Below are 14,014 nucleotides of genomic sequence, written 5' to 3' on the forward strand. Positions count from 1 at the left end.
TAAATGAATACAGTATTAAATTTTTATAACCAATGTATAAAAAGGAGTGGCTCACAACTCAATAATTATAAAAAAACTATCTTCTTTAAAGGATTAATAAAGGAGATTGATGATAAATTACAGTCTATAGATAGTAAATATCTTTTTGCTATGGAAGATTTGCATCAAGGTACTGAAATATCATGTGGTAATGTAAATTATTTGGTTATGACAAGAAATGAAAAAGTAAATGGAGTTTATTATAAGTATACAATACAAAAACAACCTTATTTTATTAATTTTGAAGCAGGGCATATACTTCAAAAAATACCCAGCATTATTCAAACAAAAACAATAGATGTACAAACCAATCAGAGTATTATATTGCCTACTGGAAAAATTATTGTAATCATAAGTAGAAATAATACAACGGATAAACTAGCAGTCAATGACAGATTTATTGCTATGGGGAGTGCATGGACAATAGTTGGATTAGATAAAAGTTTAGATGGAATAATCAAAGTTAATGCAGATAAAGACCAAATAGCACCAGGTGATGATATAATTAATGAAATACCTAATAATGATCAAAAACCTTCTTATTCATTTAATATTACACCTAATCTTGTAAATATAAAGAAGGGACAAACACAACAATTAACTGTAGTTGTATCTGAAAATGGAACTACAATAGAAAATCCTACATTAATATATACAAGTAGTGATAAAAATATAGTAAAAGTAGATTCAAACGGATTAGTTACTGGAGTTAATGAAGGTTCTTGTAATATAGATGTAACTTATCATGGTGATTATGACATAGTAAATGGAAATGTTCTTGCTACTGTAGCAGCAGAATATAACTATGTATTGAGTGCTTCACCAGAAACCATATCTGTTAATGTAGGAGAAACTTCACAAATTACTACAAGTGTAACTAATTATGGAACTATAGTAAATAATCCTACTATAAATTATTCAAGTGATAATAATTCTATAGCATCTGTAAATAGTAGTGGATTGGTAACTGCTAGTGCTTCTGGAAGTGCTAATATTATTGTAAATTACATAGGATTGGACAATAAAACTTATTCTAAAACAATACCTGTAGCAGTTGCTCAGGCACATAATTACATATTATCTGTAAGCCCTGCATCTATTAGAGTAGAGAATGGGAGTACACAACAAATATCAGCTAGTGTCACAGATAAAGGAATTGCAGTAAGTAATCCAACTCTTACATATAACTCAGATAATACAGCAGTTGCAACGGTAAATAATACAGGACTTGTTACTAGTATAAGCGTTGGGAGTGCTAATATTATAGTTTCTTATGTAGGCGAAGATGGTAATACATATACTAAGATTATAGCTGTTACAATTAATGCAGTATTAACTAAAACTATAGCAATTACATTAGGAACTTCTGATACTGAAAGTCCTAATCCTAATAAGATTAAGCTAGGACACACACAAAGTTATGTTATTAGCGAAACTGATAGCAATAATAATGTTATAAATGATACATTTACAGTTACAGGAAGTGGATGTGATCCTAGTTATTATACTTTGACTATAATTGATGGTAATAATTTTAGTATTAATAATTTAAAAGGTACTGGAAGTCAATATTTGACTGTAACTGCTACAAGCAAAACAAATCCTTCTATTAGTGGAACTATAAAAATAAAATTAGCAGCAAGGTGGTAAATCTGTCTTGACAAGATAATTATGAAGAGTTATGCTTAAAACAATTCAAATGTCAATTTGATGTGTAGAATATACTATTTATATTGTAATTGTAGCAATATGTAAATAAACAAGTAATCTAAGGGGTATAAGTGAAACTTCAAAACTGTGTTGTCGTGCTAATACCACGATGGGTGAGTTCGATTCTCACATATTCCCGCCAATTGATGTTACAAGCTTTAGAAGAGTTTATTAAATTTTTTTAAGGCTTTTTTATTTTGCAAAATTTAGGATTTGACGACGTAAGATTTTTATTTTTTAATTTTTTTCTACAGCTTTCTATATAAAAGGAATTATATCACATTTTAAAAGGATGTTCTTTGGCACACAAAATTAATTTTCTTTCTTCCATTATTTCAAATACGATTAGCAAATGAAGATTGACTTTAGGATCATCTAAATCCAATTTCGATATTTCAAGAATCCGCTTCAATTGATATAAAAATGTTGCCCTCTGCATATAAAGATGCCGGATAGTTTTTGTAACACTCAGGTTATTTTGCAAATATATTTTCAAGGTTTTGGTATATTCCCGCCTGTGCTTTTTATCATAGTCCATTAATCTGAGCAAGCCCTGGGGGCAGAGGGCTTCTATGTTTGATTCAGCAGCCGCTCGGAGAATTAATCGCTTTAGAGCGTATTGCTCATAACGGTAGCACCAAATTGTTTCATCATAAATGTTTCCAATACGGATAGCAGTTCATCTCTTGTCTTAGCCGTTGCATTTAAATTCACAATCGCCAAAATATAGTCTTTCTGCTCTAAAGATACACTTCCTTCGGGACTTAAATATTTATTGGTGTCTTCCTCTGAATACAGCATCAAATTTCTCGCTTTTTTTCTCTCACAGAAAAAAATGTTTCGAAGTCCCGGCGTATATATTGCAATCGGGTTATTTATGAACGGAAGTGCAGATTCACCTAACTCCCTCAGTGGAGCATTATTGGCTAACAACTCTAGCAGATTTTTGTCCCAATTTGAAAATAGGTTGAACGTATCCTGCAGCTTTTCCATTATTTCTAGTGGATTAAGTTCTGGGGTTACAAAAATAATATCCATGTTTTTGTGAAATTCTATACTTTTATCATATCCAAAACAAATATATGCCCCATCCTGCTCATAATTTCATGAGCACCTCTAATGTATACATTTTGTATAAATTATTCTTAAAAAAATGTACATTCTGCAAATAGAATTACAAATTTCCATTTGCTATAATATAATTATATCAAATAGTTGATAAATTACGACGATTTCTGCTGGTTCTTCTGTTATTTATACGATAATAAAAAATGTATAGATTTAGTTAGGAGAATTAGAGATTATGACATATCTTTTCAATTGACGCAGCAGATACATATCCTGATTAGGGTCAATTAAATGTTGTGAACAGCTGAGGACCTATATTTTCTTAATGTAAATGTTTAATGGGATTTTTGAGGTGTAGGATGATGAACATATTATATACAAAAATATTGTAAAAGCACCTAATCTCATTTTCCTGAATCTTGCTGTGTTATTTTTATCAACTATGTGTGCAATGGGTGATATGGTCGTGATACCTATTGCAAGTAATTTATATTAGGTATTAAAAATGATAATTTAGTCAATGCTATTATCACCGGACCAGCCATAATAGGTGTTATTTTTTGATTCATTAGCGGTGCTTTAGTAGACAGAATAAACAAAAAGACGTTAATCATTATCAGCTTTGTCTTGTTGACGTTTACTTCTGTCGTTGACAGTGTAATTGTCAACGATTACTATATGTTGATATGCCATTTGATTTTTATGGGCGCCGCATTAGGATTAGAAGTAGTGCCGGAAAATATGCAGGGTACAGCAATTGGAATAATGGGTGTGGCAAATTAAAGTAAATGTTTAAAGAAGGGGTGTATATTATGATAATAATTGGTGAAAAAATTAATGGAGCGATTCCTTCCACAGGTAAAGCCATTGCGGCAAAAGATGCAGAATTTATAAGAAATCTTGCAATAAAGCAAACAGAAGCAGGTGCAGATTTTATTGATGTTTGTGCTTCAGTGGATGATGATATCGAACTGGAAACAATGAAATGGCTTATAGACATCGTACAGGATGCAACCGATGTGCCTATTGCAGTGGATAGTCCTAATCCCCACACATGCGTAGAAGCCATGAAATACTGTAAGAAGCCAGGCCTTTTCAATTCCGTGTCAATGGAAGGGGACAAGATTGATGTAGCATTCCCTGCAATAGCTGATACAAAATGGGAGTGTGTTGCTCTCTTGAACAGCGACAAAGGAATCCCAAAGACTGCTAAAGACCGTTTGGATGTATTTGCAGAGTTAATGGCAAAAGTAAAAGAATACAACATTGATCCGTCCAGAATGCATATTGATCCCTTGATTGAAATGCTGTGTACATCAGAAGAAGGGATTACAATGGTAACCGAAGTTATGAAGAAAATCAAAGAATTGTATCCTACGATTCATGTTGTTGGAGCTGTTAGTAATATCTCCTTTAATATTCCAGCCAGGAAAATTGTAAATCAGGCATTTGCAGTATTGGCTATGAATGCAGGAATGGACAGCTTTATTCTTGATCCATTAAATCAGGATTTAATAGGGATGTTGTTTGCAACAGAAGCACTATTAGGTGAAGACGAGTACTGCATGGAATATATTAGAGCATACAGAGAAGGAATATTTGGTAAAAAGAAATAATTATACAAAATAATAAGGATAAATAATTATTATAAACAATAAGGAGGAAAAAGTAATGTCTAAAATTGAAGAAGTAAAAGTTAATTTAGAGGCAGGTAAAACTAAACTTATTAAAGGATTGGTGCAGGAAGCACTAGATGAGGGAAGCAAAGCAGAAGATATACTTCAGGCTATGATTGACTCAATGGGTGTTGTAGGAGATAAATTCTCCACAGGAGAAATATTCGTACCTGAAATGTTAATAGCAGCAAAAGCAATGTCAAGAGGTGTAGAAGTGCTTAAACCTCATCTTGCAAGCGGGGCTTCAACTTCTTTAGGCACATGTGTTATTGGAACAGTTGCAGGCGATTTACATGATATTGGGAAAAATCTGGTTTCAATGATGATGGAAAGTACTGGATTCAAAATGGTAGACCTTGGTGTAGATGTACCTGCTGATAAATTCGTTGAAGCAGTTAAGGCAAATGAAAATGTAAAAATAGTAGCATGTTCAGCACTTCTTACTACAACAATGGCAGCTTTGAAGAAAACAGTTGAGACTTTAAGAGAAAGTGGATTAAAAGGATTCAAGATAATGGTTGGTGGTGCTCCCGTAACAGCTGAATTTGCGGCTTCAATAGGAGCAGATGCATATACACCTGATGCAGGTAGTGCTGCAGTTAAGGCTAAAGAATTAGCAACGGCATAAATATATCATAAATAATATAAGGAGGTATTGTTGTATGTTAACTAAAAGACAGAATTTACTCGAAACTATTAAAGGTGGAAATCCAGATCGTTTTGTTAATCAATATGAATTTTTGAATATGATTATGGAAGTGCCTTTGGGAGTTGAGTTCAATTACGGTAGTACTTGGAAAGATAATTGGGGAATAACATGGCAGTGGCCAGAAGGTCAGCTTGGTTCTTTCCCTGTGCATGATGAAGAACACATAGTTTTAAAAGATGCTACTGAATGGAAGGAATCCGTTAAATTCCCTACAATTCCGACTTCCGATGAAGCTTGGGCTCCAGCTATTGCTCATGCCAATTCTGTCGACCGTAACGAGGAATTTGTGGCACCTTTCTATGCCCCAGGTATCTTTGAAATGACACATCATCTTATGGGTATGGAAAATGCCTTAATGAGTTTATATGAAGAACCTGAAGCTATGCATGAGTTAATTGATGCCCTTACACAGTATGAGCTGGATTTTGCAAAAGTGATAGTTGAAAAACTTCATCCGGATTGCATTTTCCATCATGATGACTGGGGAAGCCAAAAAAACTCTTTTGTGGCTCCTAAAATGTTTGAAGAGTTCTTTCTTCCGGCTTATAAAAAGATCTATGGTTACTATAAAGCCAATGGTGTTGAATTGATTGTTCACCACAGCGATTCTTATGCTGCTAACCTGGTTCCATATATGATCGAAATGGGCATCGATATCTGGCAAGGCGTTATGAACACTAATAACATTCCTGAACTAATCAAGCAATATGGTGGAAAAATATCCTTTATGGGAGGACTCCACAGCGGTTTAATTGATTTTCCGGATTGGACACTTGAAAATTGTCTCAAACATGTGGAAGAAGCTTGCAAAGCTAATGGAAAGAAATACTTTATTCCATGCCTGACTGCGGGTTTACCTCAGGGGTATTTCCCAAATGTATATGAGACAGTAACTAAGGCAATAGATGAAATGAGTAAAAAAATGTTTTAAGCTACATAACTGAAACAAAACACTTTTGTTGTAAATAGAAAACATTTTGGATTAATGTTAAAAATAAATTAGTCCAAAATGTTTTTTATGCAAAAAAGAAGTTAATTACCTTATATCACCATTTTCTATTAATGACATTTCAATTACTCCATAGGTTCTGCACATTCCATAAGTCAGTTCATCACCTTTAAGTGCTGGCTCACAGCCGGTTGATGACACTTTGTGACATGTGTTTTTTCCTACTGAGAGTTTTTTGTTTGTTACAAGGTCAAGCACGAGTCTCACTTTATTGTCTAATATATAGGAAACTCCTATATTCTAAAACTTAAATTATGTATATTCAAGTAGAATATAATTATATTTAAAGAAAAATACTTCATAGGAGGAATTACATGAATATTTTGAATAAGAAAATTGAACTTATTATTAATTCAGAAAAGGGTAAAGATATCATAAGGGTTAAATCAGGGGGAAATTTATTTAATGTATTAATCGATAAGGGAATATTTATAGATAGTCCCTGCAATGGAAAAGGAATTTGTGGAAAATGTAAAGTTAAAGTAATAAAAGGATTAAAGAAACCTACTCCACTTGATATAAAACAGTTAGCTAAAGAAGAGTTAGAAAGTGGATTTAGGTTATCCTGTAATTTTACTATAAATGAAGATACAGAAATAGTACTTTTAGAAAAGAATAAAGATATGAAAGTATTAATAAATGGGACAGAACAGCAATATACTTTAGATACTGTAGTGAAGAAAAAATATTTAGTAATTGAGAAACCATCCATTAATGATCAACGAGATGATTATAGAAGGTTAAGTGATGCTTGTGAAAGTGATGATTTACTTATTGACTTACAATATTTACCTCAAATAAGTAATTTGTTAAGAGAAACTGATTTTAATGTTACCGCATCACTTTATAAGAATCGTCTTTTACATTTAGAAAACGGTAACTGTTTGCAACAAAACTATGGATTAGCTGTAGATATAGGCACAACTACTATAGTAATCTATTTATTAAATCTAAATGATGGGAAAGTAATAGATATAGATTCAAGAGTTAATAATCAGAGGAGTTATGGTGCTGATGTGGTTTCAAGAATAAATTTTACTATTGAGAATCCAAAGGGATTAGGTATATTGAAGGATAATATTGTAAGTCAGCTTAATGATATGATAGAACTGTTATGTAAAAAAAATAACATAAGTGAAGATAACATATATGATATAGTTATTGTTGGAAACACTATTATGATTCACCTACTACTTGGACTTCCATGTGAAAATATAACTAGGTCACCATATATTCCAGTGGTTACAAAGGCACTGGAACTTGAAGCTAAGGAGATTGGAATTAAGACTAAAGGCATGGTAAGCTTACTTCCTGGTATATCAGCTTTTGTAGGAAGTGATATAACTGCGGGTATATTATCCTGTGGTATGTTAAATTCAGAAAAATACTCATTGTTATTAGACCTTGGAACTAATGGAGAAATTGCGCTGGGCAATAAAAACGAAGTAGTAACTTGTTCTACGGCTGCTGGACCAGCTTTTGAAGGTACAAATATTAAGCATGGAATTGGTGCCGTAAAAGGAGCTATAAGCAAGGTTGATTTATCAAGGGATAAAATATATGAAACAATAGGAAATGAAAAACCCTGCGGAATATGCGGTTCAGGAGTGTTGGATGCTGTTGCACAGTTTGTGAAGTTTGGAATATTAGATGAAGCAGGTAGAATGGCAGGAGCGGACGAAGTGGAAAACAAGGATTATCAGAATAGGATTGTTGAGGTAGATAATATGAGACAGTTTATTCTAGTACAAAATAGTATACATGAGGAAAGTATTACCTTTACACAAAAGGATGTACGAGAAGTTCAATTAGCAAAGGCTGCTGTATGCGCTGGTATCAAAATACTTTTAAAAGAAAAGAACATAAACTTTAATGAAATAGAAAAAGTGTACATTGGCGGTGGATTTGGTAATTATATGGATATAGAAAGTTCTGTTGATATAGGCATGATACCCAAAGAGCTCAAGGGTAAGATTGAATCTGTGGGTAATTGTGCAGGTGGTGGAGCTAAAACATATTTGCTATCAAAACAAATAAGAGAGAATGCAGCAGATATTATTAATAAAACGACATATATAGAGTTATCAAAAAGAAAAGATTTTCAGGAGTATTTTATAGATTCTATGATACTGGATTAAGGCATTTGAAAGAAAATAACAAGTCAAAGATTTAATACATGAGAGACTTAGAAATCCAAAAAAGAGATTTCTATAAATAGTTATATTTATAAAGGTCTCTTTTTTATATAATAAATTGTTATGCTGTTTTATAGAAATAAGGATTTATCAAAATTAAATTTGTATACTAAATTCATAGTTAAATCATTAATTCCATATTTGTTAACAGAAATATTATTAAAAAAATCTATATGAGAAACATCTATGTTATTATGAGTGTTTACGCTTATGTTAAACCGGAGTGCTATTCTTTGAGCTTGTTCCTACAACAGCTTTTTATATAAAAGGAATTATATCAAATTTTAAAAGGATGTTCTTTGGCATTCAAAATTAATTTTCTTTCTTCCATTATTTCAAATACGATTAGCAAATGAAGCTTGACTTTAGGATCATCTAAATCCAATTTCGATATTTCAAGAATCCGCTTCAATTGATATAGAAATGTTGCCCTCTGCATATAAAGATGCCGGATAGTTTTTGCAACACTCAGGTTATTTTGCAAATATATTTTCAAGGTTTTGGTATATTCCCGCCTGTGATTTTTATCATAGTCCATTAACCTGAGCAAGCCCTGGGGGCAGAGAGCTTCTATCTTTGATTCAGCAGCCGCCCGGAGAATTAATCGCTTTAGAGCGTATTGCTCATAACGGTAGCACCAAATTGTTTCATCATAAATGCTTCCAATACGGATTGCATCACATGCTTGAAGATAGTATTCATTGAGATTTTTAAAATTGTGGAATTCTTCGCTTATACCAGCTTTCAAAAGTCCATCTCTTAAAATATAAACCAATACGGATAGAAGTTCATCTCTTGTCTTAGCCGCTGCATTTAAATTCACAATCGCCAAAATATAGTCTTTCTGCTCTAAAGCTACACTTCCCGGAATATTTGCCTCAAGTATGGAGCCAATAGTTGAAACCGTATGAATCACCTGGTCATATCTACTGACTTCGACTGCAATGCAGAAGTAGCGATCCGTTATATTCCAGTTCTTATAGTGTAAAATTTTCTGCAGTTTTGATTCATCCACACTTTGTTTATCTAAAATCTGGTTGATGATTGTTTCAAAGCCCTTAGGATGATCGTTCATCGGGAAATCTTGCTTGACCATGGAAACTTCTAATATGCTGCTTAAAAATTTCAGTAACGGTGAGTCGCTCATCTTGAATGGCCGCTCTGTTTCACTGACTACGATGCGCGCTACGTAAATGTCGCAAATGCGAATGTTGTAAAACAGAATTCGATATCCCCACATTTCTGCAGAAAACAATGTCGGTTCCGTAGCGTCTATTGTACTGATAAATTCCGGATTAAACTTTAGTTCATCGATTTCTTCGGGACTTAAATATTTATTGGTGTCTTCCTCTGAATACAGCATCAGATTTCTCGCTTTTTTTCTCTCACAGAAAAAAATGTTTCGAAGTCCCGGCGTATATATTGCAATTGGGTTGTTTATGAACGGAAGTGCAGATTCACCTAGCTCTCTCAGTGGAGCATTATTGGCTAACAACTCTAGCAGATTTTTCTCCCAATTTGAAAACAGGTTGAACGTATCCTGTAGATTTTCCATTATTTCTAGTGGATTAAGTTCTGGGGTTACAAAAATAATATCCATGTTTTTGTGAAATTCTATACTTTTATCATATCCAAAACAAATATATGCCCCATCCTGCTCAGAATTTCGAAGTGAGATTAACTCATCTAATTTAATCAAAGTCAAATCGAAAGATTGCTGTGTTTTATCCTGATGGTAAACCGTCACACGTTCCAGGTTGCAATCAATAGGATTGGAATTCAAAAAACTTGTGATTATAGGAAATGATACGTAGTCTTTGATAATATATGTATTTAATTTCATGAGCACCTCTAATTCATACATTTTGTATAAATTATTTTTTAAAAAATGTATATTCTGCAAATAGAATTACAAATTTCCATTTGTTATAATATAATTATATCAAATGGTTGATAAATTACAACGCTTTCTGCTGGTTCTTCTGTTACTTATACGATAATAAAAAATGCATAAATTTAGTCAGGAGAATTAGAGATTATGACATATCTTTTCAATTAAGGCAGCAGATACATATCCTGATTAGGGCCTGTATTTTCTTAATGTAAATGTTTAATAGGATTTTTTGGGTGTAGGATGATGAACATATTATATACAAAAATATTGTAGAAGCACCTAATCTCATTTTTCTGAATCTCACTGTGTTATTTTTATCAACTATTTGTACAATGGGTGATATGGTCGTGATACCTATTGTAAGTAATTTATACTAGGTATTAAAAATGATAATTTAGTTAATGCTATTATCAGCGAACCAGCCATAATAGGTGTGATTTGTCTTGTGGCCGGCATATTTGCCGTGATTGGATTTATTAAAAGTGGAAAAAGTTTAGATGAAAAGCATAAGGTACAAATCAAAGAAATTTAAAGTGTTGTAGTATTAATTGATATAATTGTAACTTAAAATAAATGTTTGAAGAAGGAGTGCATATTATGATAATAATTGGTGAAAAAATTAATGGAGCGATTCCTTCCACAGGTAAAGCCATTGCAGCAAAAGATGCAGAATTTATAAGAAATCTTGCAATAAAGCAAACAGAAGCAGGTGCAGATTTTATTGATGTTTGTGCTTCAGTGGATGATGATATCGAACTGGAAACAATGAAATGGCTTATAGACATCGTACAGGATGCAACCGATGTGCCTATTGCAGTGGATAGTCCTAATCCCCACACATGCGTAGAAGCCATGAAATACTGTAAGAAGCCAGGCCTTTTCAATTCCGTGTCAATGGAAGGGGACAAGATTGATGTAGCATTCCCTGCAATAGCTGATACAAAATGGGAGTGTGTTGCTCTCTTGAACAGCGACAAAGGAATCCCAAAGACTGCTAAAGACCGTTTGGATGTATTTGCAGAGTTAATGGCAAAAGTAAAAGAATACAACATTGATCCGTCCAGAATGCATATTGATCCCTTGATTGAAATGCTGTGTACATCAGAAGAAGGGATTACCATGGTAACCGAAGTTATGAAGAAAATCAAAGAATTGTATCCTACGATTCATGTTGTTGGAGCTGTTAGTAATATCTCCTTTAATATTCCAGCCAGGAAAATTGTAAATCAGGCATTTGCAGTATTGGCTATGAATGCAGGAATGGACAGCTTTATTCTTGATCCATTAAATCAGGATTTAATAGGGATGTTGTTTGCAACAGAAGCACTATTAGGTGAAGACGAGTACTGCATGGAATATATTAGAGCATATAGAGAAGGAATATTTGGTAAAAAGAAATAAACATAAAATAATAAGGAGGAAAAGATAATGTCTAAAATTGAAGAAGTGAAAGTTAATTTAGAGGCAGGTAAAACTAAACTTATTAAAGGATTGGTGCAGGAAGCACTAGATGAGGGAAGCAAAGCAGAAGATATACTTCAAGCTATGATTGACTCAATGGGTGTTGTAGGAGATAAATTCTCCACAGGAGAAATATTCGTACCTGAAATGCTAATAGCAGCAAAAGCAATGTCAAGAGGTGTAGAAGTGCTTAAACCTCATCTTGCAAGCGGAGCTTCAACTTCTTTAGGCACATGTATTATTGGAACAGTTGCAGGGGATTTACATGATATTGGAAAAAATCTGGTTGCAATGATGATGGAAAGTACTGGATTTAAAATAGTAGACCTTGGCGTAGATGTACCTGATGCTAAATTTGTTGAAGCAGTTAAGGCAAATGAAAATGTAAAAATAGTAGCATGTTCAGCACTTCTTACTACAACAATGGCAGCTTTGAAGAAAACAGTTAAGGTTTTAAGAGAAAGTGGATTAAAAGGATTCAAGATAATGGTTGGTGGTGCTCCTGTAACAGCTGAATTTGCGGCTTCAATAGGGGCAGATGCATATACACCTGATGCAGGTAGTGCTGCAGTTAAGGCTAAAGAATTGGCAACGGCATAAATATATCATAAATAGGTAATTGCGAAACTCGCTAATAAAAATGAATAAAAGATGTTTAGAAGTTGCAAAAGTATTGTTAGAAGTTTAAAGACAAATTTTTATGATTTGAAATAGCCATATTGATAAAAAAGGGCGCACGAAATAAAGCAAAGTTGGGTTTCTATTTTTTACAAATAAAATTTATGCAATTAATGGTTTTAGGCTTCTAATATATTCATTTTTATGTATTTTATTTGCTACAATAACTGTTATTAGCTGAGTTATACCGGCTAGAAGTAAGTCAGAATGAAGCGTTAGCTCATTTTGTGTCTTACGATCCGCAACGCAATAACTGCCTTTGAAATGGTTGATGTTTTTCTCGACAGCAGTCCTGATTTTATAAGTGTTTTCCCATTGGAGAGTTCCACGAGTAGTTCCAGGATATGCACGAAGATTCTTTTCAGGATAAATGTAAAACATTCTGCCGCAAGAAGATTTTGTACATGGATTTTCACATAGAGTTACACGTTTGCTCTTTTTAGTTTTTTTATTGTATACCCATTTCATTTTGGGACATACGAATTTCATTGATGGAATTCCAGAACGTAAGTGTGTTTTACTGCCTTCTCGTTTCATTGGAAGCGAATGGTCATAAGGACAGCATGGAATACCATTTTCATTTAAAGGGCAGTCGAATTCTTTTGATGCAAGTTTAGTTTTTAATGGAATGAATGCCTTTTCAAATTTCAAATCATGCAAAAGGTATCGATAAATCAGAATGCTGTCAAAAGCAGCATCACCTAAAAAGATTTTTGGATTTATCAAAGGATGTTTTGCAAAGAAATCCATAAGAACAGGTATAAGAGCTTTAGAATCAGCAAGAGATTTATCTTCATCCGGTGAATCAGATTTTTTCTCAATAACAATATCAGGATGTGCTTTTAGAAAATCCTGATTGTAAAATGAAATATCTCTTACAATACCAAGTCCGTTGGTTACAATGCCAAATTTAAAAGCATAGCAAAAATGACCGTTAATGTACATTTGTTGAATGGCCGGATTAGCTGAAGCGTGTGGAGGCATAGAACCATAGGCAGCTTTATAAGGATCATAAGAATCATCTAAAGCATGTACTTTCTTAAAAGTCTTAAGCTGTTTTATGATGCGGTTAGCATACTTAGGGTTGTTTTCAGTAACAAAAGCTTCGATACCAGAAGTATCAAAAATAGTCATAGAAGCAAGTTTGGGGTCAATTTGCTGGCATATTGGTTCAGTAATATCAACGAGATTATCAAATATCAATTGTAAGTCCAGAATAAAATCCTGTTTAAAACGTGTGAATTTAGAAGCATCAGGGACTTTAAGGAAACCGCAGAAATCCCTTAACTCTTGAGAATATTTAAGAAAAATAATCAAAAGGGAATCCGTAGGAATAGAAAAAATGTGCTGCAAAATCAAAGCACGGAGCATGGCGTAAAGACTGTATTTACGGGGCCTTCCAGTAGAAGCATAAAAATGATTTATGAAGGAAGCAGGGATTAAATCATCAAGGTTAATAGTATTTTCAAGTAAAGAAAGAAACTGAGGCTTGTTATTTTCAAATTTTTCTTTGCAATCAGAAAAAATATCTGCCAAAGAAAGCTGTTTATATGGTATCATAAATATATAACTCCT

11 protein-coding genes and 1 pseudogene are annotated in these 14,014 nt (G+C 33.2%); 7 read left to right on the plus strand and 5 right to left on the minus strand.

Annotated elements, in window-relative coordinates; genetic code table 11:
* Positions 1–3 precede the first annotated feature (3 nt).
* Entirely contained in the window at positions 4–1,689 is a 1,686-nt protein-coding gene (locus B5S50_RS15315; protein WP_217302277.1) for an Ig-like domain-containing protein, read from the plus strand.
* 337 nt (positions 1,690–2,026) lie between these two features.
* Here B5S50_RS15315 and B5S50_RS21955 read toward each other — a convergent pair whose 3' ends face one another.
* Together B5S50_RS21955 and B5S50_RS15325 are read right to left on the minus strand one after the other, a co-directional pair.
* Positions 2,027–2,287, minus strand: coding sequence for a helix-turn-helix domain-containing protein (locus B5S50_RS21955; protein ID WP_083985766.1), 261 nt, complete (start codon positions 2,285–2,287; stop codon positions 2,027–2,029).
* Positions 2,288–2,358: 71 nt separating this feature from the next.
* Positions 2,359–2,787, minus strand: coding sequence for a hypothetical protein (locus B5S50_RS15325; protein ID WP_065079313.1), 429 nt, complete (start codon positions 2,785–2,787; stop codon positions 2,359–2,361).
* Between the two features lie 842 nt (positions 2,788–3,629).
* On the opposite strand from B5S50_RS15325, the gene B5S50_RS15330 reads away from it, so the two are divergent.
* Genes B5S50_RS15330 through B5S50_RS15340 form a run of 3 tightly spaced genes read left to right on the plus strand, consistent with a single transcriptional unit; the run spans position 3,630 to position 6,133 of the window.
* The gene (locus B5S50_RS15330; RefSeq protein WP_217302278.1) at positions 3,630–4,433 is read left to right on the plus strand and encodes a methyltetrahydrofolate cobalamin methyltransferase; all 804 of its coding nucleotides are present in this window, start codon (positions 3,630–3,632) and stop codon (positions 4,431–4,433) included.
* Between the two features lie 55 nt (positions 4,434–4,488).
* Complete coding sequence (locus B5S50_RS15335) at positions 4,489–5,121, plus strand: corrinoid protein (protein ID WP_217302279.1); 633 nt, start codon at positions 4,489–4,491, stop codon at positions 5,119–5,121.
* A gap of 34 nt (positions 5,122–5,155) precedes the next feature.
* Positions 5,156–6,133: a uroporphyrinogen decarboxylase family protein gene (locus B5S50_RS15340; protein ID WP_065079329.1), complete on the plus strand. Its 978-nt coding sequence runs from the start codon at positions 5,156–5,158 to the stop codon at positions 6,131–6,133.
* Between the two features lie 105 nt (positions 6,134–6,238).
* Here the strand turns inward: B5S50_RS15340 and B5S50_RS15345 are convergent, their stop codons facing one another.
* Entirely contained in the window at positions 6,239–6,418 is a 180-nt protein-coding gene (locus tag B5S50_RS15345) for a hypothetical protein (RefSeq protein WP_217302280.1), read from the minus strand.
* Positions 6,419–6,525: 107 nt separating this feature from the next.
* On the opposite strand from B5S50_RS15345, the gene B5S50_RS15350 reads away from it, so the two are divergent.
* Positions 6,526–8,349, plus strand: coding sequence for an ASKHA domain-containing protein (locus tag B5S50_RS15350; RefSeq protein WP_065079328.1), 1,824 nt, complete (start codon positions 6,526–6,528; stop codon positions 8,347–8,349).
* Between the two features lie 334 nt (positions 8,350–8,683).
* Here the strand turns inward: B5S50_RS15350 and B5S50_RS15355 are convergent, their stop codons facing one another.
* A complete protein-coding gene (locus B5S50_RS15355; protein ID WP_065079327.1) occupies positions 8,684–10,249 on the minus strand; it encodes a CdaR family transcriptional regulator in 1,566 nt (521 codons plus the stop codon).
* Between the two features lie 648 nt (positions 10,250–10,897).
* Between B5S50_RS15355 and B5S50_RS15360 the strand changes: the two genes are divergently transcribed.
* Both B5S50_RS15360 and B5S50_RS15365 read left to right on the plus strand, forming a co-directional pair.
* Positions 10,898–11,701, plus strand: a complete 804-nt coding sequence (locus B5S50_RS15360; RefSeq protein ID WP_217302278.1) for a methyltetrahydrofolate cobalamin methyltransferase — start codon at positions 10,898–10,900, stop codon at positions 11,699–11,701.
* A 27-nt stretch (positions 11,702–11,728) separates the two neighbouring features.
* Entirely contained in the window at positions 11,729–12,361 is a 633-nt protein-coding gene (locus tag B5S50_RS15365) for a corrinoid protein (RefSeq protein WP_217302281.1), read from the plus strand.
* A 293-nt stretch (positions 12,362–12,654) separates the two neighbouring features.
* Here B5S50_RS15365 and B5S50_RS15370 read toward each other — a convergent pair.
* A pseudogene (locus B5S50_RS15370) lies at positions 12,655–13,999 on the minus strand (transposase).
* Between the last annotated feature and the right edge of the window lie 15 nt (positions 14,000–14,014).

Origin of the sequence: Clostridium sp. 001 (assembly GCF_019056555.1) — a bacterium.
GTDB classification, from domain to species: domain Bacteria; phylum Bacillota; class Clostridia; order Clostridiales; family Clostridiaceae; genus Clostridium_B; species Clostridium_B ragsdalei.